Raw genomic sequence first — 22,924 nt, forward strand, 5'->3', positions numbered from 1 at the left:
CTCTGTGTCAGTTCGGCGACGGTTCGGCGTCGCCGGTTGGTGCGGGCTGCGACGACGGGCCACTGGCATCTTGGGCCGCACGAGCGCGTGTCTTCGCGCCGCGGTGCGGTGCCAGCACCATCGTCATGTTGCGTCCGTCCTGCTTGGCCGAGGTCTCGACGAATCCGTAATCGGCAACGTCGCCGCCGAGGCGCTGCAGCAGCCGGTAACCCAGTTCGGGTCGCGACTGCTCGCGTCCGCGGAACATGATGGTCACCTTGACCTTGGCTCCCGCCTCCAAGAATCGAATCACGTGACCCTTTTTGGTCTCGTAGTCGTGATCGTCGATCTTGGGTCGCAATTTCTGTTCTTTGACGACCGTCTGCTGCTGGTTCTTGCGAGACTCTCGCGCCTTCTGCGCCGCCTCATATTTGAACTTGCCGTAGTCCATGATCTTGCAGACCGGTGGTCTGGCATCAGGCGCAACTTCGACAAGGTCGAGGTCGGCATCCGCGGCGACGCGAAGGGCGTCTTCGATACGCACAATGCCTACCTGCTCGCCTCCCGGACCGATCAGTCGGACTTCGGGTACGCGGATGCGTTCGTTGACGCGGGTCTCAGTGCTGATGGGGCCTCCCTTATTGATCTTCTCGTCAATTGCCACCGCCACCTGCTCCACTCGGAGTCAGCGGTTGGGATACCACGCCATCAGCAAAAAAGCCCTGCATAAGCAGGGCCCGGTGCCGACCGATCACGGCCATGAGGCCGCCTGCCAACGGCAGAACAGGCACGTCCGATGTGCCGGTGACCGGACCGCTGAGCCTTGCCGGCCAGCGGTGGGAGCGGGACTCCACTTGCTGTCTCTGGCTCAGCCGGAGACGGTCGCGCAGGTGAGTCTACCAGTCAGGACACCCTGCTCCGACACGTCGATACCGGGCCGGGCAGCCGTGCGCGGCGGCTTGCGGCCGACACGGGGAATTCCGCCCAGCCGGATCATAGGCATTCCCTAGCAATACCGAATATCCTCGCCGTCTGTGACCCTCACTGCGTCCCGCCCACGAATCGAGCCGACTTCTCGGCTCCGTTGGGTGCCGGCAACTGCCGGATGGACCGTGGGTGTGATCGCCACCTTGTCGCTGATCGCCAGCGTGTCGCCAGTGATTCGATGGGCGATCCGGGTGCCGCGGGAATTCATCAACGACTTCGTCTTCAACTTCCCCGACACCAGCTTCGCATGGTCGTTCGTGCTGGCCCTGCTGGCCGGGGCGCTGACCGCGCGTAAACGTATTGCCTGGTGGGCGCTGCAGATCAACCTGCTGCTGGCCGCCGGACTGAACGTGGCAGGCCTGGTCGTGGACCACCCCGGCGCGGCGAAGAGGTTCGGCGAGACGCTCGGACTGGGCCTGCACCTGGCCGCGGTGGTGGTGGTGGCCTTCGCCTACCGGGAGTTCTGGGCCAAGGTCCGCCAGGGCGCGTTGTACAAGGCGGCCGGCGTGCTGATCACCGGGTGGGCGATTGGCATCGTGCTGTCCTGGGGTCTGATCGAGACGTTTCCCCGGTCGCTGGCCGCCGAGGACCGGTTGTTCTACGTGGTGAACCGGGTGGTCGGGTTCGCTGTCGTCGAGTCGGCGCAGTTCACCGGCCGGCCACCGATCTTTCTCAACGCGCTGATGGGATTGTTCAGCGCGATGGCGTTGATCGCGGCCGCGATCGTCCTGTTCCAATCGCAGCGCGCCGACAATGCCCTGACCGGTGAGGACGAGTCGGCGATCCGCGGGCTGCTCGAATTGTGGGGCAAGAACGACTCGTTGGGCTACTTCGCCACCCGCCGCGACAAGTCGGTGGTTTTCGCGCCGAGTGGACGCGCGGCGATCACCTACCGCGTCGAGCTGGGGGTGTGCCTGGCCAGTGGCGACCCGATCGGCGACCCCCGGGCGTGGTCTCAGGCCATCGATGCGTGGTTGGCGCTCTGTCAGAGCTACGGCTGGACACCGGGCAACATGGGCGCGAGTTCGGCCGGGGCCAAAGCATTTCGCGAAGCGGGCCTCAATGCGTTGGAGCTCGGCGACGAAGCGATCTTGAACACCGCTGAATTCAGGCTGTCCGGCCGGGACATGCGCGGGGTCCGCCAGGCGGTGACGCGGGCACGTCGCGCCGGGCTGACAGTGCGCACCCGCCGTCACCACGACATCGAGCCCACCGAGATGGCGCAGGTGACCTCGCAGGCCGATGCGTGGCGAGACACCGACACCGAGCGCGGGTTCTCGATGGCCCTGGGCCGCCTGGGTGATCCGGCCGACGGTGATTGCCTGCTGGTCGAAGCCCTCGGATCCGACGGCGTCGTGGTCGCGATGCTGTCGCTGGTGCCCTGGGGGCGCAACGGTGTGTCGCTCGATCTCATGCGTCGCTCGCCGCAGTCCCCCAATGGCACGATCGAGCTCCTGGTCAGCGAGCTGGCCCTGCACGCCGAGCGCATCGGTATCAGTCGAATCTCGTTGAACTTTGCCATGTTCCGGTCCGCATTCGAGCAGGGCGCCCAACTCGGGGCCGGCCCGGTGGCCCGGTTGTGGCGCGGATTTCTGCTGTTCTTCTCGCGGTGGTGGCAGCTGGAGACGCTGTACCGCTCCAACATGAAGTACCAGCCCGACTGGGTGCCACGCTTCGCCTGCTATGAAGACGCCCGGATGATTCCGCGGGTGGGCGTCGCGTCGTCGATCGCGGAGGGCTTCCTTGTCCTGCCTTTCGTGCGGCGCGACGAACAGCACACCGGCCACCACCCGTCGGTGCCCCCGACGCTGTTGGCGACGGGCCTGCTGCACAGTGACGGCTCCGCGCCGGACGCGGCGGCACTGCAGGAAGCCGACTTCGGCGACGGCGACCACATCCGCCGACTGCCCGAGCAGATGCGCGTCCGACTGTCCAAGCTGAAGGCCCTGCAGGACAGCGGGATTGATGCATACCCGGTCGGGCAACCGCCGAGCCACACCGTGGCTCAGGCTCTCGAGACCGGTTACCAGACCGACGTGTCGGTGTCGGGGCGGGTGCTGCGAATCCGAGATTTCGGCGGCGTACTTTTCGCCCAGCTGCGCGATTGGTCCGCCGAAGTTCAACTGCTGCTGGAGAATTCGGTCCTCGAACACGGCCGGACCGCCGATTTCACCAAGGCCATCGACCTCGGCGACCTGGTCGAGGTCACCGGGCAGATGGGCTCCAGCAAGACCGGCACCCAGTCGCTGATCGTGCACCGTTGGCGGCTGATCGGTAAGTGCCTGCGGCCTCTGCCGAACAAGTGGAAGGGTCTGACCGACCCCGAGGCGCGGGTGCGCAGCCGGTATGTCGACCTGGCCGTCAACATCGAGGCACGCGAACTGATCTCGTCCCGCAGCAGGGCTCTCCGCGCGATTCGAGATACCCTGAACGACAAGGGTTTTCTGGAGGTAGAAACACCGATTCTGCAGCAGATCCACGGCGGTGCCACTGCCCGTCCGTTCACCACCCACATCAACAGCTACGACCTCGATCTGTATCTGCGGATTGCGCCCGAGCTGTACCTGAAGCGGTTGTGCGTCGGCGGTATCGAGCGGGTCTTCGAATTGGGGCGGGCCTTCCGTAACGAGGGTGTTGACTTCAGCCACAACCCGGAGTTCACCCTGCTGGAGGCGTATCAGGCGCACGCCGACTACAAAGACTGGATTGACGGGGCCCGGGAGCTGATCCAAAACGCCGCGCAGGCCGCCAACGGCGCCCAGGTGGTGATGCGTCCCGGTGCCGACGGTGAGCTGGAAGCGGTTGACATCTCGGGCGTCTGGCCGGTGAAGACAGTCCACGAGGCAGTGTCCGAGGCACTCGGTCAGCACATCGAACCGAGCACCGACCTGGCCACACTGCGTCGACTCTCGGATGCGGTGCAGATCCCGTACCTGGCGCGCTGGGATGCCGGCGCCGTCGTGCTCGAGCTTTACGAGCACTTGGTCGAAGCCCGCACCGAGCTGCCCACCTTCTACATCGACTTCCCGTTGTCGGTGTCGCCGCTGACCCGGCCGCACCGTAGCCGGCCCGGGCTCGCCGAACGCTGGGATCTGGTGGCGTGGGGCGTCGAATTGGGCACGGCCTACAGCGAGCTCACCGACCCGGTCGAGCAGCGCCGCCGCCTCGAGGAACAGTCCTATCTGGCCGCCGGCGGAGATCCCGAGGCCATGGAGCTCGACGAAGATTTCCTGCAGGCCATGGAGTACGCGATGCCGCCGACCGGTGGCCTGGGCATGGGCGTCGACCGGGTCGTCATGCTGATCACCGGCCGAAGTATCCGCGAAACGCTGCCCTTCCCGTTGGCCAAGCCGCGCTAGCCACCCGACGTTACGCAACACGCGCCACCAGATCCGCAAAGTCGTTCTCAAAGCACGCGAGAAAGACGACAATGGAGCCCGTGACGGGTTCAACGGCGAACCTCCCCTTTGCGGTGCTGGCCGACAATCACACCTCGTTGATGCACGGTTGGGTGCCCGCGGTAGTCCAGGTGTTCTCGGCTGTCCTACTGGTGGCGGCCGTCGGACGGCAATCGCGACGGTGGCGACTGCTGTTGCCGATAGCGGCGTTGCTGGGCGCCGCGCTGGCCGGTGTGTCGCATTGGTACACCGAAAACCGCGGCCTCGCTGATGATCCGGCACCCCAGCTGCTGTGGTGGTGGATCGCTGGCACGGGTGCCGCTGCCGCCGTCCTGGTCCTGGGCTGGCGCACCGCACACTGGTGGCGACGCAGCGCGGCGCTGCTGTCGGTGCCGCTATGTCTGCTGAGTGCCGCGCTGACGCTGAACCTCTGGGTCGGCTACTTCCCCACCGTGCAAACCGCGTGGGATCAGCTGACCTCCGGACCACTGCCCGACCAGACCGATGCGGCCGGCATCGCCGCGATGACTGCCGCGGGCAGGCAGCCGACCCACGGCAGCGTCGTGCCGGTGGCGATTCCCGACGACGCGTCGCATTTCAAGCACCGCGGCGAAGTCGTCTACCTGCCGCCCGCCTGGTTTGCCAGCAGTCCCCCGCCGCAGCTGCCGACGGTGATGATGATCGGCGGCGAGTTCAATACGCCCGCCGACTGGCTGCGGGCAGGGAATGCCGCGAAGACGATCGACAACCTGGCCGCCACCCATGGCGGTAACGCCCCGGTGTTCGTCTTCGTGGATTCCGGTGGGGCGTTCAACAACGACACCGAATGCGTCAATGGTATTCGTGGCAACGCTGCCGATCATCTGACCAAAGACGTTGTGCCATTTATAATTTCTCGATTCGGCGTGAGCCCCGAAGCGGAGCATTGGGGCACTGTCGGGTGGTCGATGGGTGGGACCTGCGCGCTCGATCTCACCGTCATGCATCCGGAGTTGTTCAGCTCGTTCGTCGACATCTCCGGCGACCTGGGCCCGGAGACGGGGACCAAGTCGCAGACCATCGCCCGGTTGTTCGGCGGCAATGCCGATGCGTGGGCCACCTTCGATCCGGCCACCGTCATCGCCAAACACGGGCGCTATACCGGTGTTTCGGGCTGGTTCGACGTATCGTCGAGCACCCCGACCAAGCGTCACCGTGGCATCTCGGTCACCGACGCCGGCGACACCACGCTGACCAGTCGGGAGGCCAAGCCGGGTGATCAGACCGCGGCGGCCGAGTCGTTGTGCGAACTCGGCCGCGCCAACGGGATCAACTGCACGATCGTCGCGCAGCCGGGCAAGCACGACTGGCCCTTCGCCAGCAACGCCCTCGCCGCAGCGCTGCCCTGGCTGGCGGGCCGGCTGGGCACGCCTGGCGTGCCGCGGATCCCGTCGCCGTCCACGTGGCAACCCACATCGGCACCGACGCCGCACGCCAAGCCTGTCGATCGCTGACACGGGTAGCGTGGCATTGTGCCCGACGAGCCGGAGAATCCCGCCACAGAGCCCGCCACCGACACCGGCTACACAAGTTCCGGTGTTCCGACGTTCGATGCGGTTCGGGAGAAGATCGAGTCCCGTTACGAGACGTCTATCGGAGCAGGGGAACTGGATGCCGAAACCCCCGAGGGCCGCGACGTCGAGGAGCAGTTCGAAGCGAGGCAGCACGCCGCCGCGGATCGGCTGGCCCAGATCCGCGAATCGATGCGCGACGACAGCCGCTGACGCAGCGCCCAGCCACCGTGCGTGAATTCACGACCGACGAGCGGCGAAGAAGGCTGACCAGCCGGCAGTTTGTCTGGACGGTGACACGTGAGACCGCTGGGCTCAGGCGCTGACCTTGCGGCGCTTGGTCGCTCGCCTCGTGGTGCCGGCTGACGGCTTGCGACCGGCGGCGAGTATTTCCGCGAGGAACTTGCCGGTGTAGCTTTCCGGCACCTCCACGATGTCTTCCGGTGTGCCGAGGGCGACGATGGTTCCGCCGCCGGCGCCGCCTTCTGGACCCATGTCGATGATCCAGTCCGAGGTCTTGATCACATCCAGATTGTGTTCGATGACGATCACCGTATTGCCTTTGTCGACAAGGCCGTTGATGACGTCGAGCAGCTTGCGGATGTCCTCGAAATGTAAGCCGGTGGTGGGCTCGTCGAGGATGTAGACGGTGCGCCCGGTGGAGCGCTTCTGCAACTCCGAGGCCAGCTTCACCCGCTGCGCCTCACCGCCGGACAGCGTCGGCGCCGGCTGGCCAAGGCGCACGTACCCGAGTCCGACGTCGACCAGGGTCCGCAGATAGCGGTGAATGCCGGTGATCGGCTGGAAGAACTCCGCAGCTTCCTCGATCGACATGTCGAGCACTTCGGAGATGGTCTTGCCTTTGTAGTGCACCTCGAGGGTCTCGCGGTTGTACCGGGCGCCGTCGCACACCTCGCACGGCACATACACATCCGGCAGGAAGTTCATCTCGATCTTGATGGTGCCGTCGCCGGTGCAGGCCTCGCAGCGACCGCCCTTGACGTTGAACGAGAATCGGCCCGGCTGATAGCCGCGCACCTTGGCCTCGGTGGTCGCCGCGAACAGGGTGCGGATCTTGTCGAAGACGCCGGTATAGGTGGCCGGGTTGGATCGCGGGGTGCGACCGATCGGCGACTGGTCGACCCGGACCAGCTTGTCGACGTGGTCCAGCCCGGTGACGCGGGTGTGGCGGCCCGGGACATGGCGGGCGCCGTTGAGCCGGTTCGCCAGCACCGAGGCCAGGATGTCGTTGACCAACGTCGACTTGCCGGAGCCGGACACGCCCGTCACCGACGTCAGCACGCCGAGCGGGAACGCCACGTCGATGCCGCGCAGGTTGTGTTCGTTGGCGCCGACGACCGTGAGCTGACGCTTCTTGTCCACCGGACGCCGAATCGCCGGGGCCGCAATGCTTTCCTTACCAGACAGGAACGCGCCAGTGATCGATTCCTTGTTGATCAGCAGGTCGGCGTAGGTGCCGCTGTGCACGATGTGGCCGCCGTGCTCGCCGGCGCCCGGACCGATGTCGACCACCCAGTCGGCGTGCGCGATGGTGTCCTGGTCGTGCTCGACGACGATCAGGGTGTTCCCCAGATTCCGCAAGCGAGTGAGGGTTTCGATCAAACGGCGGTTGTCGCGCTGATGCAGGCCGATCGACGGCTCGTCGAGCACGTAGAGCACGCCGACCAGCCCGGAGCCGATCTGGGTGGCCAGCCGGATGCGCTGCGCCTCGCCACCGGACAGTGTGCCCGCAGCCCGTGACAGCGACAGATATTCCAGTCCGACGTCGAGCAGAAAGCCCAGCCGCGATTGGATCTCCTTGAGTACCTGGCCCGCGATCGCTTGCTCGCGAGTGCCCAGCGTGAGCCCGTTGAGGAAGTCCGCGCAGTCGTTGATGGACAGCTCGCAGACCTCGGCGATGGACTTGGCGCCGTGCGTACCGGCAGCCAGGGTGACCGCCAGGATTTCCGGCTTGAGTCGGGTGCCGTCGCACACCGGGCACGGAACGTCACGCATGAAGCCCTCGTAGCGCTCCTTCATCAGCTCGGATTCGGTCTGATCCAGCTTGCGCTCCAGAAACGCCAGCACGCCCTCGAAGTCGGCGTAATAGGAGCGGGTGCGGCCGTATCGGTTGCGGTACTTGACGTGCACCTGCTCGTCGCAACCCTCCAGAATTGCCTTGCGCGCCTTGATCGGTAGCTTGCGCCACGGTGTGTCGACGTCGAAGCCCATGGAGTCACCCAGACTCGCCATCATTCTCGTGAAGTACTCCGCGGTATGGCCCATCGACCAGGGCGCAACCGCGCCCTCGGCCAAGGTGCGATCCGGGTCGGGCACCACCAGATCGGGATCGACCTCTTTGCGGATGCCCAGACCGACGCACTCCGGGCAGGCGCCGTACGGCGAGTTGAACGAGAACGACCGCGGCTCCAGATCGTCGACGGCTAGGGCGTGCCCGTTGGGGCAGGCGAGCTTTTCGGAGAACCGCTGCTCGCGGTTGTGGGCGTCGTGAGCTCCATGATCTGGGAACTCCAGCACCACGATGCCGTCGGCCAGGTTCAGCGCGGTCTCGACCGAATCGGTGAGCCGCTGCTTTGCGCTGGCCTTGACGGTCAGGCGGTCCACCACGACCTCGATGTCGTGCTTCTCCTGCTTTTTCAGTTTCGGCGGATCGGTCAGCGAATGCACCACGCCGTCGACCCGGACCCGGCTGTAGCCCTGCGCGTTGAGTTTTTCGAAGAGGTCGGCGAATTCGCCCTTTCGGGTCCGCACCACCGGGGCCAGCACCTGGAAGCGGGTGCCTTCGGGCATCACCAGCACCTGGTCGACGATCTGCTGCGGAGTCTGGCGGGCGATCCGCTCACCGCAGACCGGGCAGTGCGGTGTGCCGGCCCGGGCGTAGAGCAGCCGCAGGTAGTCGTAGACCTCGGTGATAGTGCCGACCGTCGACCGTGGGTTGCGGTTGGTCGACTTCTGATCGATGGACACCGCCGGGGACAACCCCTCGATGAAGTCGACGTCCGGCTTGTCCATCTGCCCAAGGAACTGGCGGGCGTAGGCCGACAGCGATTCGACGTAGCGCCGCTGCCCCTCGGCAAAGATCGTGTCGAACGCCAGCGAGGATTTTCCCGAGCCTGACAGCCCGGTGAAGACGATCATTGCGTCGCGTGGCAAATCAAGATCGACACTGCGCAGATTGTGCTCGCGAGCACCCTTCACGATCAGGCGGTCAGCCAAGATGTCTCTTCCACTCCGAGCTCGTCACACACGTCATCACCATGCTAAGTGCCCCCACCGACAAGCGACGGTCAGCCCGTTACCGTGACTGGTATGACCACCCTGAACGACAACTACACCGGCCACGTCGAAACGGGTGAGGCCGCGCGACGAATCCTGCCGGGCGCGTCGATTGTGAAGACGTCGGTCGGCCCCATGGACAACAACGCCTACCTGGTCACCTGTTCCGCAACCGGCGAGACGCTCCTGATCGACGCCGCCAATGACGCGGACGCTCTCGTCGACCTTGTCCGCGCGCACGCCCCGAAGGTGTCTCTGATCGTCACCAGCCACCAACATTTCGACCACTGGCAAGCGCTCGAAGCCGTCGCCGCGGCCACCGGGGCGCCGACCGCCGCACATAAGATCGACGCCGAACCGCTGCCGGTCACACCGGACCGCCTGCTGGCCGGCGGCGACACCATTCAGATCGGTGAGCTGACTTTCGACGTCATCCACCTGCGTGGGCACACCCCAGGATCGGTCGCGCTGGCCCTCGACGGGGCGGCGACCGGCGGAGTCACTCAGCTGTTCACCGGCGATTGCTTGTTCCCCGGCGGTCCTGGACGGACAACACGCCCGGAAGACTTCAACTCGTTGATGAGCGGGCTCGAAACACAGGTGTTCGCGCGCTTCGACGATCGCACGGTCGTATATCCCGGCCACGGTGACGACACCACCCTGGGCGCGGAGCGACCTCACCTGTCGGAGTGGCGCGAGCGCGGCTGGTAGCCACTGCGCCGCTGCGACGTATGCCTGCGCGCGGCATATGCCCGTTTTCGACATTTGCGCTGACAGCGACATATGTCCGACTTTCCTTGCAGCCATTGGCAATTCGCGATCCGTGGGGTTAGCTACGGTGCATGACAACCACTCATGCGCTACTCGCGGACCTCGATGCCGCGGGCGTATTTACTGATCTGCCGATGAGCGACGGCGAGCTCCTGGTCGCCGCACTCAGCTTCGACTTCTGCTTCCGGCGCAGCGATCCGGCCCGCTCGATGCGCTCTCGCGCGTCGGCCGTGCGCGCCGGCCGGTGGCCGTGCGAAGACCGCGCCGGCGTCGCCCAGGCGCTCGACCTCGCCGCCAGCATCGTGGCTGTGATGTGAGCGGGAGTCCCAAGGGTCGTCATCCGACTCCGACCCTTAGCGATCGCCGACCGAGCGGGCCCGCGCCGCGACCGTTCCCAACGGCATGGGCCGCACTGGTCGACGACTACCTCGCCGCTGAGGCCGGCGCCGGCCGCTCGACCGCAACGATCGCCACCCGCCGCGGGCATCTGGCCTGCCTGGCGCGCGGGCTCCGTTGCACGCCAGCACATGTCACGACGGCCGGCATCCTCGCTTGGTTCGGCCGGCAGACGTGGAGCATCGAGACGCGCCGCAGCCACCGAAACACCGCCGCCTCGTTCTTCGGCTGGGCCCATCGCGCCGGGCACCTTCCGGCGAACCCGGCCGCAGACCTGCCGGTGATGCGCGCGGCGGCACCGGCACCGCGGCCGGCGCCCGACTCGGCATGGTTCGCGGCGATCGCCGGTGCGGATCCGCGTGTGCGCCTGATGCTGCGACTCGCGGCCGAGGCAGGTCTACGTCGCGCCGAGATAGCGCGCGTCCATCGTCGCGACCTCACGCGCGGGCCGGCCGGCGCCGAGCTTCTGGTCCACGGCAAGGGCGCGAAGCTGCGCGTCGTACCGATCGGCGACGGCCTGGCCGTCGCGATCGCCGGCGCCGACGGGTTCCTGTTCCCTGGCGACGAGGACGGGCATCTGTCGCCGCGGTGGGTCGGCAAGCTGATGGCCGGCGCGCTGCCCGACCACTGGACCGCTCACACGCTGCGGCACCGCTTCGCGACGAGGGCGTACCGCGGATCGCGGAATCTGCGCGCAGTGCAAACGCTGCTCGGCCATTCCAGCGTTGCGACGACCGAGCGATACACCGCGGTCGACTCCGACGAGATTCGCGCTGCGGCAATGGCTGCGCTCAGTTGTTAGCCGCGAGGTAACGCCGCATCGCCGGCGTCGCCGCGGTGCGGATCGTGAGCATGGTTCCGTACCCGCGCTGCCACAGCTTCGCGAGGACCAGCGATTGGCCGGCGTACGGGTTGCGGTCGCCGGGATCCGCCAGACGGCCGGCGTATAGCGCGTAGGTGTATTCCGCGCGCTTCGACATCGGCCCATCATGCAGGCATGAAGGTCCGCACCTGGGGATACCACGCCGATGGCCTGGACCTCGACGTCGCCCAAGCTGTTCATCCCCCCTGGGTTGAGGACTCACCAACTGGTGTCGAGGTTGCGCTCGTCGAGGTCGCACTCGAAGTGTTGACGCGCAGACGGCCGCGGCCCGCGTTGCGGGAAGAGGTCGATCGAGTAGGCGCCGCCGTCGTTGTCGCCGCGGCAGAGTTTCTGCAGCTGGTCGATTTCCGACGGAAAGAACATCGCCCGCCGTTGCTGCCGGGTGTCGACGGTCTGCCCGTAGATCCCCGCCGTTTGCGTTGTCGCAGCGCCGGCCCCGGCCTCATTCCAGCGGAGGATCGCGCCCCGGAGAATGGCCTTCGCCGCCCTCCGGTGCGCGAACCCCTCTGTCGTGATGCACTGCGCGACGATTTCGGCCATCCCGATCGCGTCCTCGATCATCGCCGCGGCCTTCGCCGGCGGGATGGTCGCGAACGATGCCAGGTCGGCCGGCACCACCAGGGGTGCCGTCTCAGTCGTCGGCTCAGGCATGTACAGCCTTCCTATGTGGGTGCCTCCCGGGAGCGCCGGCGCTGGGTCTACGTCACCCTCGGCGCTCAACCGGGAGGCCGCTTATCAGGCGATGGTCAGTTTCGCCACGCGCGCGGCGTGCATGACCGTCCAGCCCAGGCGCCACGTCACCCGGACGCCGATCGCGTCCGAGCTGAAATAGGCGTCCTCGGAGCGCGCGAGCCGGACTGGGCTCTGTGCTCCGATGATCGCGGACTCATCGCTGACCAGCAGCGAGCCGACAGGCATGGCCGGAGTGACCAGCACGGGAAGCCCGAGCAGCGCGCGGGTAGCGGCCACGACGCCGGCGCCGACCAGCGACTCGTTCGAGTCGGCAGCGCGCTTGAGTTTCGACAGCGACGCCCAGGCCGCCGGCGACGCGATGATGTGTGTTGCCGTGCCGCCGGCGTCCTCGATCCCGGCGATCGCGTCGATCAGCGGGTCCAGATCATCCGCGACCGCGCCGCCGTTGGTGATTCCCGGCGTGTTGAGCAGACCGGTCGGGCCGGGGTCGGCTGCGAGGCTGCCGAGATACGCGGCGTTGGCCTTGGTGACGACGCTTCGCGATAGCGAGTCGACGACCATCCGCGCGGCCTCGGGCTGCGCCAGCGTCTCGAAGCTGTACTTGCCGAGCGCGGCGACCTTGCCGGTCAGCACGACGGCCTCATCGAATTCTTGGTTCGCGTCGGGAATCTCGGCGCCTTCCGCGACGAACCCGACGACGCCATCGTCGGCGACGTACGGAACTCGGATCGCCGGCTCGTCGCCCTCGATCTGCCCGACAACGTTCGCTGTGTTCAGGATCAGCGCGTCGGGCACGACGTCGGCGGGTACGAACGCGGTCAGGTCGGGTGCCCAAGCCTTCGGGCTGTTGGGCGTGGTCTTGGTTGCCATGATGAAAACCTCTCAGGAGAGTTAGACGTGTGAGTCGAATGCCGCTGGCCTGCAAGGCTTTCGCGGTTGCCCTCCTGGGGCTGTGCTGTGGCCGGGACGTCCCGCCGGGATCAGTGACCGGCCACAGCACACGATTCTAGCGGTCGTCGCTGTCGCGGCCCATGATTACGCCGGCCATCGCGTCACGCCCGGACGGCTTCGGGGGACGTCCGACGCCGAGGCCCTCCCTCTTGACGACCGGACCGACCGGCGGCGCCGCGATACCTAGCTGTTCACGCGCCGCCGCGACCGCATCCGACACTTTCGAGCCGTCGACCGTGCCGTCATCGGCCACCAGATTTGCGAGCTCGACGCCGGACGCCCACAGCGCAGCCGGTCGGAGACTGTCCGCGGTCGCCAGCCGTTCAACCTCGGCGCGCTGCATGGCCTCGATTCGTTCGGCGAGCTGGTCGCGCTCGGCTTCGGCCTCGCGCAGCCGGCGCCGATACTTCGCCGCCTCCCGGCCCGCTCCGTCGCTGGCGTCGTCGTCCTGGTCCTCGACGGCCTCCGTGGCATCTTCGGCGCCGTCGACCGGCGCCTCGGGTGCCTCGCTGCCGCTGGCGGTTGTTTCGTCGGTGTCGGTCGAATCTGGCTCGACCGTGGCCGTATCGGTGGTGCTGGTGTCGGTACTCATCGGTTGGTTTCTCTCTCGGAGTAGGGCCGGACGATGGTCACGCCCGGATATTGGCCGGACTCGATGCCGAGCCGGTCAGCGTCGGCCTGACTGATCGCCAGCGACGAGAACGTGAACACGTCGGTCGACGGGCCGACGCCGATCGGCACGCCGTCGAGGTCCAGGTCGACGTCCGCCTCGGTCGTGTGGCAACGGCCGGCCTGCTGATTGGCCTGCCACCGCGCCGAGTAGCCCTGGACCTCGGCCAGCGTGACTTCGTGCCGCGGACCCGGCGGGCGCTCACCCAAATCGCCGAACAACTCCCGAGCCGCAGCCCGCAAGTCTTCTCTGTCAGTCAATTTTGGATCCTCTCGATTTGTTTTTTTGTGCGGAATCAGGGGGGGCATTGCCTAAGGCCATGGGGGGCGCGGGGGTGCCGGCTGGGGGTCACTGCCCCTGGGTTGCTCAGGTCGCCTGGTGCTCACGTCCTGGTCCTCGGCGTCGTCGTCCGGCGCCTGGGCTCGAGCTCGGCGCCGAGCCTGACGGCGGTGTGAGAGCCGATGCAGAGCGGACCGCAGGGAGTGAGCTCGGCTCGGGCCTGCTTCGCTTCCGCGAGGTCTGCCCAGAACGTCCACTCGGCGGTGCCTGACACGCTCGGGTCGGGATGGCAGACGAGCACAGCGCGAAAGGCGTGTTGATCCTGGTCATCGGTGGGTGTCATGTCTGCTCGGTCCAGGTGCGTAGGCGCTTGCGGCCCGGCGCGGATGCTGTGAAGAAGCGGCGCGGCGGCGGTGTCTTGCCTGGCGGGTGCAGCCCGACCTCGGCCCATGCGGAGTCGTTGTCATCGCTTACGTTGGCCCTGGTGTCCCAGTCGGCTTGCGTGTAAGGCGGGTAGCCGATTTCGGTTAGGACTCCGTATGTTTCGGTCAGTGTCGCGCGCAGTCGTTCGGGGTCTAGAGTGACGCGGGTTGAGATGTAAAGCGCCTCGATCTGGGCTGACTGTGCGCGCCAGGATGGAAGTTTGGGGCTGCCGGGTGGGCGTTGGTGGGGTATGGCGTTGAATGCTCGGATGCGGCCGAGGACGAGATCGAAGCGCCGGTCGTTTCGAACTTGCTGTTCTAACTGCGGCATGCGGATACCGCGGCCTTGGGGGCTTCCGAGTGTGCCGTGTAGCCCTAGCTTGATCAGCCGTTCAGACTGGTCGAGTGCCCGGTACCGGCAGGCTGACGCGTGTTGAACGTCGGCGAGGTTGACCGAACCGTAGAGGCCGCAGGTGCAATCGCGGTGTGGCGGCGTGTGTTCGGGGTTGAGTGGGCAGACGGCATGTGTGACGCCACGAACCCACGGCGACACATCTTTCGCGGAAATGTTGCGTAGGTTGCGGCGCTGGCCGCGTTGCGTAGGGACATGCCAGTAGCGCCACAGGGTGACGGCGGCGATGAAGTCGCCGAAGGGGTCGTCGTTGACGACCGTCATTGCGCGTGCTCGATGAATTGGCGTAGAGCCTCGGCCAGTCGCACTTGCTGGCAGGGGTGCCCGCACGACTGGCAGATGAGGCAGCACGTGCAGCAGGGCCGGTGCGCGAGTCGGACTTCGGCGAGCAGTTCGCAGGCGGCGTGTTCGTCGAGTATGCGGCGGTAGGTCACGGCTAGGGCTCCTAGGTGTCGAACAGGTCGGCTTGATGGATGGGCTCAGTGATGTCCCGGACAGCCACCGGCGGCGTGCTGTTGTGGGTGCATCGCCTCGCTGGTTCGATCGGTGTGTGGTCCGGGCCCAGTCGCCAGCCGCATGGGTCGCAGCGATGGCACCGCGCGATCGCGGACAGGCGTTCCTCGCGCGCGGTCTGCTCGGTCGCTCTGGTGCGCCTCATCGGCCACCCCGGACGCGGCCTTGCGCGCGCGTTGGTGACGTTCCCGAGTAACGCAACGACAGGCTGCCGCCCTCGCTTCGCTCGGTTGCCACGTAAATGGTTCTGGTCGCCAGCCGTTGTTCGAAGTTGCCGTGCTGTTCTCGACGGGAAGGTCGTCTGCGTTGCGTCGTTGGGCGCGCACGACGGCTGATCGACAACGGCTGGTGACCAGAAATCGGATACGTGGCAAGGGAGCGGAGCTCCCGCGGCAGCCTGTTTTTGGGTCTGGACGGTCGCGCTGTGAACGCGGCGGCGGTTACGTCTGCAAACTCATCGCTGACACAAGCTGGCGTGGGTTCGAGACGTACCCAGGTGTCCCGGTGGGACATTGCGCCGTTTATGCAGGTCCCCGGATGTGCGGTTGTAGCAAGGTCTGACACTGCCTTTACCTTGTCCCACCCGGTGTCCCACTGGGACAAGCACTTTCCAGCAAACACATTCACCACCCGCCGGCGGCATCGTCGGACGGCCGGGGCGCGCGCTGTCCACGCTTGCGGCTGGCGTCCTTCGATCGCTTCTCGTAGAACGTCTTGGGCTTGTTCTCTTCTCGCAGATAGACATACCGGTAGCCGCCCAGAACCGGAATCCAGATACTTGCTTCAACCAATTGCTTGGCTTCGCGAGTCGACTTCCAGTAGCGGATCTGCCCGTCGGGGATGAACCACGAATCCAGGTCGCCGAGCACCGATTTGGATGCCAGGAAATCGCGGCCGCGGGTCTGATCTTTCGCCCAGGCGAGCGCGGTCCAGTACAAGCCCCGCGCAGCCATTCCGACGTTGTTCAGCCAGGGGTTGTCCCAATCCTCGTCGCTCATCAGGATCCACATCGACGGGTCGGAACGCTCGTTGGTCGGGCCGGCCCCTGCGGACAACTCCGCATAGGTGCGCATCGTGTCGAGCGCCCGATCGAATAGGGCACGCCGCGACGGCCGGCCTGGTCGACGGCGCCGCCGCGGCATACCCCAGAACGCCAGTTGCTCTGTCATGTCGCCGAGGCGGCGCTTCGCACGTCACGCGACTCAATTTCTCGCAGGTCACGTGATTCGGTTGCCGCGTCGAGCAGCCGGCCGGCCAGTTCGATCGCGAACTCAGGCGTCACCGAGAACGGGTCCGTACCGGAGCCGACCGCGATTGTTACCCGACCGGGCTGACCGGCATTCGGCCCGACATGGACCTGGGGCTCGTCGGCGGGCTTCATGCGCCGCTACCGCTCCGCGCTGTGGCGTTGGCCGGCCGGAACAGTTCAGCGAGACGGATCCTTTGCTCATCGTTCAGCGGCGGCGCCTCGGCGAGCACCTTCTCGATGTAGGCGGCTGCCTGTGCCTCAATCAGGCTGCGCTTGGCTTCGAGCAGTTCTGGGTCATCGCTGGACCGGGACCGGCTCAGGGCCCCGATTTTCGCGCGATGATGTGCTGCGGCCTTCGATAGGGCCATCGTGGAACCTCTTCAAGCAGGAGGGATTACCCTCCGCGAGAGGCTTCTGTAAACCACCCGACCCCTTGAGGCGCCTGTGCTACGACCTCAACATAGCAGCGAGTGTCCTCAAGCCGAGTTCTGGCGCGCCGGATTCGAGCGACACTGGAAAAGTGCTGGCGGCGGCGGCGATTCGGTCGAATACTGGCTCGATCCGTTCTGCGGGCGATGGCAGCGTGAACTTGCACGAGTTGCACTTAAAGTCGAAGTGGCGCCGATAGCCCCGCCCGGCGGTGGCACTCAACCCGTGCCGGTGTTTCCCGTCTTGGTCGAGAATTTTGACTACTCGCGGGCGCGTGCCGCGGTGGCGCGGCTCGCCGTCGATGAGTTCGATAAGTGCTCCCTCACGGCTGGATTCAACCCACACAGCGCCGAATCGGCCCATCTGCCGGATGAATGTCCAGTAGCACGTGGGCTGGTCGTCGGTGTGCGAATCACTACACGCCACGGTCACTAACGCGACCTGAACACCGCCGTCGGCGTTCACTGTCCAGACCTCCGCGACGCCCACTCGAACATCACGCTCTCTGGATCAAAGCCGGGGCCCGGGCGAGTGCGGTTGATGACGACCCGCAGCCCGAGCGCGCTCAGCACCGCGCGCCGCTGCGCCATCGTCATTTCGTCCCAACGCTGCGCGGCGTGCGGGCCCGCCAGCGGTCGCAGCGCTTCGAGGTCCAGCGATACCACCGACGCGGCGCGGCGCTGCTCGGCCTCGTCAAGCTCCGGTTGCAGACGCGCCGTGATCCGGCGCAGCTGCTCGGCGGTGATGGCGCCTTCGGCGAAAGCGTCCGCGGCGTCGGCCATACGCCGGCTGACTTCGTCGATACGCTCCGACCATCGCCGAGCCTCGGCATCGTCACCGAGCAGAAAGTCGAGCGCGTCAGGCATCGACATACGACCAATCACAACACCTTTGACCAGATCGTCAACGGCCGGCTCGGAGCGGCCGACGCAGCCCTTTCCATCGCACACGTAGAGGTCGAGGGGACGACCATACGGTCCGCGCTTGGTGACCGCCCGTAGCTTCTCACCACAGACGCCACATTCGCCGATCCCCCACGAAAGCAGATGCCGGCGCGCCCCCGGCCTGGTGGTGCCGTTCGACTGCCTACCCGGATCAGATAGCAGCGCGACGACCTTCTCGTGCTTAGCGCGATCGACCAGCGCGGGCCAGCACCCGTCGAAACGTTCCTCGTCGGCCTGGGCGCGGTGATGGATCCGCTGCGCGATGTTCGAGTCGCGCAACGCCAGCTTCTTGACCGACGTCTTGCCCCACCGCGACGACTTCGGCGCCATCTCGCCTCGATCGTTCAACCGGTCCGTGATGCCGCGCAGCGACTCACCTGACAGCAGGCGGTCGACGACTTCGCGGACGACGTCGGCCTCGCGAGGGTGTTCGGTCCACGTGGCCGTGGATCCCGTGCCGTGTTTCAACCACCCGTACCCGAGGTCGCCGGATGGCCGGCCAGACTGCGCGCGCCGCACCGCGGCGGCGGTGACGCGCTCGGACTTAATCTCCGACTCCCATGTCGCCAATGCGCCCTGAATATCGACCCAGCTGCGGCCGGCCGCGGTCGACAGATCGTAATCGCCGCCCTGCGCTTCTGAGACGTTGACCTTGCAGGCGTGAAAAGAGTCGATGAACTCGGCGCGCTCGCCGCGGTTCCTTGTCATCCGGGTCAGCTGGTAGACGATGACGCGGTCGATCTTGCGATCCCGAGCCAGCCTCAGCACCTTCTGATAACCGGGGCGCTGCGCGCCGCGGAATGCGCTGATGTCGTTGTCAGAGTGCTCGACAACGATCTGGTAATCCCGCGCGGATGCGAACGTGCGCGCGTGTTCTAGCTGGTTAGCTACGCCTATCGCTTGGCCCGTGGTGTCCTGGCTTATACGCGCGTAAAGGGCGACTCTCTCCTGTTGCGGTGTATTCACGTTTCAGAACCTACTCTATTCCCTGGTGGTGTCGGCAAGACCTGGCAGCCTGGCGATTTCGAGCAGCTGATCGATGACGTGACCACCCGGGTGTTCGACCGCTTCGGCGACGACACCATGGTCTACCCCGGCCACGGCGACGACACCACGCTCGGCGCCGAGCGACCGCATCTGGCCGAGTGGCGCAGCCGGGGTTGGTGAGCGGTGGGTAAACAGCGCCGCGAAACGCGGTGCAGCCCCTAAACTCAGCCCGATGAGGGTGGGGATCGACTTCGGCACTACCTACACCGTGGTTGCGATCGTCGATCGGGGCAATTATCCCGTGGTGTCGTTCGACGGAGTCGATTCGTGGCCGTCGCTGATCGCGGCCAACGGATCCGGCGATCTGCGCTACGGGCCGGAGGCCGCCGCCGTCCGGCATGACCCGGCCTGGTCGGTGCTGCGTTCCTTCAAGCGTCTGCTCAACGACGCCGGACCGACGACCACTGTGGAGTTGGCCGGCCGCTCGCACCGGCTGGCGGACTTGTTCGCGGGCTTCCTGGCCCAGCTGAAATACGATGTGCAGCACCGGTCCAACGCCGAATTGTCGCCCGGCGAGCATGTCGAGGCCGCGATCAGCGTGCCGGCGAACGCCTCGAGCTCACAGCGCTTCTTGACGCTGGACGCCTTCGCGCAGGCCGGCTTCGAGGTGGTCGCTCTGCTCAACGAGCCGTCCGCGGCGGGCTTCGAGTACGCCCACCGGTACCGCTCGACGATCACCGCCAACCGGGAGTACGTGCTGGTCTACGACCTCGGCGGCGGAACGTTCGACGCGTCGCTGCTGCGGATGACGGGCCGGCTCAACGAGGTGGTCAGCAGTGAAGGCATCCAGCGGCTCGGCGGTGATGACTTCGACGAGGCGATCCTCAAGCTCGTTCGCAGCGGCGCCGGACTGCGCAGGCTGCCGGCGGGCGCTCGCGAACTGCTGCGCGAGGAATGCGCCGTTCGCAAGGAGTCCATCGGCCCCAACACCCGCCGATTCCTGGTCGACCTGAGCGCCGTCGGCAAGCAGACGTTCACCTGCCCGATCGACGACGTCTACGAGGCCTGTATTCCTCTGGTGGACAGGACGATTGCTGCCCTCCCCCGCGTTCTGCGCGATCGGGGCAGCGGCGATGTCGACTGGTCCGAGATCGCGGGCATCTACGTGGTGGGCGGTGCCGGCAGCTTCCCGCTGGTGGCTCGGGCGCTGCGCAACGCGTTCGACGAGAAGCGGGTCAAGCGTTCGCTGCACCCGTTCGCTGCGACGGCGATCGGCCTGGCGGCATTTCTCGATCGAGAGGCCGGATTCGCTCTGTCGGAACGTCTTTCGCGCCACTTCGGCGTCTTTCGCGAGGCGTGCGCCGGCGAGGACGTGTACTTCGACCCGATCGTGCCCAAGGGTGCCGAGCTGCCCACCGCGGGCCAGCCTCCCGTCGTTGTGACCCGCAGCTACCGCGCCGCGCACAACATCGGGCATTTCCGGTTCGTGGAATGTAGCCGGCTACGCGACGGCCGACCGGACGGCGACGTCACTCCGTATGACCCGGTGTTTTTCCCGTTCGATCCGGCACTCGACGACGATCGGGATCTTCCGCGGCGCCCGGTGCACCGTCGCGACGACGGCCCGGATGTCGAGGAGCGCTACGTCATCACGTCCAGCGGAGCCGTCGAGGTCACCCTCAGCACGCGCCCGGAGCGGCTGAGCCGCACCTTCCGGTTGGAGCGCCGCGACCTCGCCAGCGCGTAGCGCTTACGAGGTGTGAACGATCAGAACGTCGACTTTCGCCCGACGCGAGACGTTGGCGGGAACGGATCCCAGCAGTCGACCGGCGATCGTGCTGAGGCCGACGTTGCCCACGACCAGCAGATCGGCGCCGACCTCCTCGGCGAGCCCGACCAACGCGTCCACCGGGGCGCCGACGATCGAGCGCTCCTCGACGTTCGCAGCCCCCGCAGCGGCGGCCCGATCTTTGGCCTCACGCAAAATCGCGTAGATCGGGGCACTCCCCGACACCTTGTAGCTCTCGTCCTTCAGAGCGTCGGCAGCCCGCGAGTCCTCGTGTTGAGGCAGATAGGCCGTCGCGACAATCAGCTTCGCGTCCGCGCCGGCGATGCTGCCTGCCTTCTCCACCGCGCGCAGCGACGAATCCGATCCGTCGGTTCCTACCACCACGGTCCGATAGGCGCTCATTTACCCTCCCAGGTGTGTTCGGTTGCTACGCCAACCCCAGACAGTAACGGTTTGCCGCACGCAGATGGTCGAATTGAAATACGCCGATCCGGCTCACAATGCTCGGCTCGCGGTGTGGCACGCGAATTCTGACGCGCCAATCCGACCCGCGGCTTTGCCGGCGTTCGGTCCAGTTCATTCAAATGTGTTGAGGTGCAGATTATTTCGTTGATAACCCACAAGCGGCGGCGCGCTCACGGATGCGGTCACACGAGCAAAAGTAGTGCGTGAGCAGCCACGACAGGTAAGCAGGTTCACCAGAGTGCCTTTACAGTGACACACATCATGGTTGCCACCACAGTCGAGGAACCGACCACAGCGGTCGCCTCAGATGATCCGCCTCCGCGGCGCCCGGGTCGGGCGCTGGACCCGCTCGCGGTCGCGATATCGGCGAGCATCATCGGCAGCGTGGCAGCGGGACATCCCTCGCTGTGGTTCGACGAGAGCGCAACGATTTCAGCCTCCGCCAGTCGTTCCCTGCCCGAGCTCTGGGGCCTGCTGGGCCGAATCGATGCCGTCCACGGATTGTTTTACCTGCTGATGCACGGCTGGTTCTGCCTTACTCCGCCGACCGAGTTCTGGTCGCGCGTGCCCAGCTGCGTGGCCGTCGGGATCGCGGCGGCCGGGGTTGTGGTGTTTGGCAAACTGTTTTTGCCGCGGACCACCGCGGTCTGCTCGGGCCTGGTGTTCGCCATCTTGCCGCGCGTGACGTGGGCAGCGGTCGAAGCCCGCTCGTATGCGCTGACCGCGGCCGTGGCGGTCTGGCTGACCGTGTTATTGGTCACCGCGGTACGACGGCACCGCTGGTGGCTGTGGGCGCTCTATTCGCTCGCGCTCATGTTGGCGATCTTGCTCAACGTCTATCTGGTGCTGCTGGTGCCGGCGTACGCCGTCGTCACACCGGTGCTGCGGCGCCAACGCTCCGTCATCGTGGGGTGGGCGGTCTCGTCGGCGGTTGCGGTGGCCGCACTGACGCCGCTGATGCTGTTCGCCCGGGGGCAGAGCTTCCAGGTCGCGTGGATTCACTCGTTGAGCTGGCACAGCGTGCTCGACGTCGTGTTGCACCAGTACTTCGACAACAGTGTCCCGTTCGCGATCCTGGCGGCACTCATTGTCGTTGTTGCGCTGACGATTCGGATCACTGGCCAATGGCACGCGGTCGTCGACACCCGCCGGATGCTGGTCATCTGCGGGGCGTGGATTGTGATCCCGACTGCTATCAGCCTGATCTATTCGGCGATCAGCGATCCGTTCTACTACCCGCGGTATCTGTTCTTCACCACGCCCGCGATGGCGATCGTGCTGGCCATCTGCATCGTGGCAATCGTCCGCCAGCCGCGGTGGATCGCGCTGATCCTGGTCGTTCTTGCCGCCGCGGGTGTGCCCAACTATCTACTCTCGCAACGCCAGCGCTATGCCAAGGAGGGCTGGGACTACAGCGACGTCGCCGATCTCGTCACCGCCCAGGCGTCGCCCGGTGACTGCCTGCTGGTCGACAACACGGTCAGCTGGCTGCCCGGGCCGGTCCGCGCTCTGCTCGCGGCCCGTCCAGCCGCCTTCCGGCCCCTGGTGGACATCGGCCGTGGCGTGCCGGCACCCAAGCGGGAGACGCTGTGGGACGGCCATATCGCGGTCTGGCTGATCGTCGGCCGACTCTACAGATGCACGACACTGTGGACGATTTCCGACCACGACACCAAACTGCCGGATCATCAAGCCGGCACAAGGCTGCCGCCGGGACGGGTGCTGGCCCACACCCCCGCCTATCTGGTGCCGCAGAACGTGGGGTTCCGCATCGTCGAGCGCTGGCAATTCCATCGCGCTCAGGTGGTCAAGTCGATCCGCTGATCGGGTCGCGGCAGGCGCCCGCCGAAATCGCTTGCG

Annotated in this window: 23 protein-coding genes and 1 pseudogene; 9 read left to right on the forward strand and 15 right to left on the reverse strand. The window is 66.4% G+C overall.

Annotated features, from left to right (window positions below):
* Positions 1-7: 7 nt before the first annotated feature.
* Positions 8-607 carry a translation initiation factor IF-3 gene (gene infC / locus ACQY5A_RS08620; protein WP_428340438.1) on the reverse strand — a complete coding sequence of 200 codons (600 nt, stop codon included), beginning with the start codon at positions 605-607 and terminating at the stop codon, positions 8-10.
* Between the two features lie 391 nt (positions 608-998).
* Between infC and lysX the strand changes: the two genes are divergently transcribed.
* From lysX to ACQY5A_RS08635, 3 genes are all read left to right on the forward strand, one after another.
* Complete coding sequence (gene lysX / locus ACQY5A_RS08625) at positions 999-4,325, forward strand: bifunctional lysylphosphatidylglycerol synthetase/lysine--tRNA ligase LysX (protein ID WP_428340439.1); 3,327 nt, start codon at positions 999-1,001, stop codon at positions 4,323-4,325.
* Positions 4,326-4,396: 71 nt separating this feature from the next.
* Positions 4,397-5,857 carry an alpha/beta hydrolase gene (locus tag ACQY5A_RS08630; protein WP_428339979.1) on the forward strand — a complete coding sequence of 487 codons (1,461 nt, stop codon included), beginning with the start codon at positions 4,397-4,399 and terminating at the stop codon, positions 5,855-5,857.
* 18 nt (positions 5,858-5,875) lie between these two features.
* Positions 5,876-6,127: a hypothetical protein gene (locus ACQY5A_RS08635; protein ID WP_428339980.1), complete on the forward strand. Its 252-nt coding sequence runs from the start codon at positions 5,876-5,878 to the stop codon at positions 6,125-6,127.
* Positions 6,128-6,229: 102 nt separating this feature from the next.
* Here ACQY5A_RS08635 and uvrA read toward each other — a convergent pair whose 3' ends face one another.
* On the reverse strand, positions 6,230-9,151 hold the full coding sequence (gene uvrA / locus ACQY5A_RS08640; RefSeq protein ID WP_428339981.1) for an excinuclease ABC subunit UvrA: 2,922 nt from the start codon (positions 9,149-9,151) through the stop codon (positions 6,230-6,232).
* A gap of 93 nt (positions 9,152-9,244) precedes the next feature.
* Here uvrA and ACQY5A_RS08645 point away from each other — a divergent pair, with 93 nt between their 5' ends.
* The 3 genes from ACQY5A_RS08645 to ACQY5A_RS08655 all read left to right on the forward strand — a co-directional run bounded on the left by ACQY5A_RS08645 (position 9,245) and on the right by ACQY5A_RS08655 (position 11,180).
* Complete coding sequence (locus tag ACQY5A_RS08645) at positions 9,245-9,922, forward strand: MBL fold metallo-hydrolase (RefSeq protein WP_428339982.1); 678 nt, start codon at positions 9,245-9,247, stop codon at positions 9,920-9,922.
* Positions 9,923-10,053: 131 nt separating this feature from the next.
* Positions 10,054-10,299 (forward strand): hypothetical protein, encoded by a 246-nt coding sequence (locus ACQY5A_RS08650; RefSeq protein ID WP_428339983.1) that lies wholly within the window; start codon positions 10,054-10,056, stop codon positions 10,297-10,299.
* Positions 10,296-11,180: a tyrosine-type recombinase/integrase gene (locus ACQY5A_RS08655; protein WP_428339984.1), complete on the forward strand. Its 885-nt coding sequence runs from the start codon at positions 10,296-10,298 to the stop codon at positions 11,178-11,180. Before ACQY5A_RS08650 ends, ACQY5A_RS08655 begins: the two co-directional genes overlap by 4 nt.
* Here ACQY5A_RS08655 and ACQY5A_RS08660 read toward each other — a convergent pair.
* The 12 genes from ACQY5A_RS08660 to ACQY5A_RS08715 form a co-directional block, all read right to left on the reverse strand.
* Positions 11,170-11,358: a ribosome modulation factor gene (locus tag ACQY5A_RS08660; protein ID WP_428339985.1), complete on the reverse strand. Its 189-nt coding sequence runs from the start codon at positions 11,356-11,358 to the stop codon at positions 11,170-11,172. The two genes, ACQY5A_RS08655 and ACQY5A_RS08660, sit on opposite strands and share 11 nt — an antisense overlap.
* A gap of 101 nt (positions 11,359-11,459) precedes the next feature.
* Positions 11,460-11,912 carry a hypothetical protein gene (locus tag ACQY5A_RS08665; protein WP_428339986.1) on the reverse strand — a complete coding sequence of 151 codons (453 nt, stop codon included), beginning with the start codon at positions 11,910-11,912 and terminating at the stop codon, positions 11,460-11,462.
* An 84-nt stretch (positions 11,913-11,996) separates the two neighbouring features.
* A complete protein-coding gene (locus ACQY5A_RS08670; RefSeq protein ID WP_428339987.1) occupies positions 11,997-12,824 on the reverse strand; it encodes a phage major capsid protein in 828 nt (275 codons plus the stop codon).
* A gap of 136 nt (positions 12,825-12,960) precedes the next feature.
* Positions 12,961-13,497 carry a hypothetical protein gene (locus ACQY5A_RS08675; protein ID WP_428339988.1) on the reverse strand — a complete coding sequence of 179 codons (537 nt, stop codon included), beginning with the start codon at positions 13,495-13,497 and terminating at the stop codon, positions 12,961-12,963.
* Positions 13,494-13,835, reverse strand: coding sequence for a hypothetical protein (locus tag ACQY5A_RS08680; RefSeq protein WP_428339989.1), 342 nt, complete (start codon positions 13,833-13,835; stop codon positions 13,494-13,496). Before ACQY5A_RS08680 ends, ACQY5A_RS08675 begins: the two co-directional genes overlap by 4 nt.
* A gap of 358 nt (positions 13,836-14,193) precedes the next feature.
* Complete coding sequence (locus tag ACQY5A_RS08685) at positions 14,194-14,952, reverse strand: hypothetical protein (RefSeq protein ID WP_428339990.1); 759 nt, start codon at positions 14,950-14,952, stop codon at positions 14,194-14,196.
* A gap of 181 nt (positions 14,953-15,133) precedes the next feature.
* A complete protein-coding gene (locus ACQY5A_RS08690) occupies positions 15,134-15,346 on the reverse strand; it encodes a hypothetical protein (protein ID WP_428339991.1) in 213 nt (70 codons plus the stop codon).
* Positions 15,347-15,824: 478 nt separating this feature from the next.
* Positions 15,825-16,370 carry a hypothetical protein gene (locus tag ACQY5A_RS08695; RefSeq protein WP_428339992.1) on the reverse strand — a complete coding sequence of 182 codons (546 nt, stop codon included), beginning with the start codon at positions 16,368-16,370 and terminating at the stop codon, positions 15,825-15,827.
* A complete protein-coding gene (locus tag ACQY5A_RS08700) occupies positions 16,367-16,582 on the reverse strand; it encodes a hypothetical protein (RefSeq protein WP_428339993.1) in 216 nt (71 codons plus the stop codon). Before ACQY5A_RS08700 ends, ACQY5A_RS08695 begins: the two co-directional genes overlap by 4 nt.
* Positions 16,579-16,818, reverse strand: a complete 240-nt coding sequence (locus tag ACQY5A_RS08705; protein ID WP_428339994.1) for a hypothetical protein — start codon at positions 16,816-16,818, stop codon at positions 16,579-16,581. Before ACQY5A_RS08705 ends, ACQY5A_RS08700 begins: the two co-directional genes overlap by 4 nt.
* Positions 16,819-16,897: 79 nt before the next feature.
* Positions 16,898-17,344, reverse strand: a complete 447-nt coding sequence (locus tag ACQY5A_RS08710) for a hypothetical protein (protein ID WP_428339995.1) — start codon at positions 17,342-17,344, stop codon at positions 16,898-16,900.
* A complete protein-coding gene (locus tag ACQY5A_RS08715) occupies positions 17,341-18,789 on the reverse strand; it encodes a recombinase family protein (protein ID WP_428339996.1) in 1,449 nt (482 codons plus the stop codon). Before ACQY5A_RS08715 ends, ACQY5A_RS08710 begins: the two co-directional genes overlap by 4 nt.
* Positions 18,790-18,804: 15 nt before the next feature.
* On the opposite strand from ACQY5A_RS08715, the pseudogene ACQY5A_RS08720 reads away from it, so the two are divergent.
* Positions 18,805-18,990 (forward strand): annotated as a pseudogene (locus tag ACQY5A_RS08720) (MBL fold metallo-hydrolase); the annotation flags it as partial.
* A 52-nt stretch (positions 18,991-19,042) separates the two neighbouring features.
* Entirely contained in the window at positions 19,043-20,557 is a 1,515-nt protein-coding gene (locus ACQY5A_RS08725; RefSeq protein ID WP_428339997.1) for an Hsp70 family protein, read from the forward strand.
* A 3-nt stretch (positions 20,558-20,560) separates the two neighbouring features.
* On the opposite strand, the gene ACQY5A_RS08730 is transcribed toward ACQY5A_RS08725, so the two are convergent.
* Positions 20,561-21,001, reverse strand: coding sequence for a universal stress protein (locus tag ACQY5A_RS08730; RefSeq protein ID WP_428339998.1), 441 nt, complete (start codon positions 20,999-21,001; stop codon positions 20,561-20,563).
* Positions 21,002-21,325: 324 nt separating this feature from the next.
* Here ACQY5A_RS08730 and ACQY5A_RS08735 point away from each other — a divergent pair, with 324 nt between their 5' ends.
* Positions 21,326-22,888: a glycosyltransferase family 39 protein gene (locus ACQY5A_RS08735; RefSeq protein ID WP_428339999.1), complete on the forward strand. Its 1,563-nt coding sequence runs from the start codon at positions 21,326-21,328 to the stop codon at positions 22,886-22,888.
* The last annotated feature ends 36 nt before the right edge of the window (positions 22,889-22,924 follow it).

The sequence above is a fragment of the Mycobacterium sp. genome (genome assembly GCF_965277065.1).
GTDB lineage: Bacteria > Actinomycetota > Actinomycetes > Mycobacteriales > Mycobacteriaceae > Mycobacterium.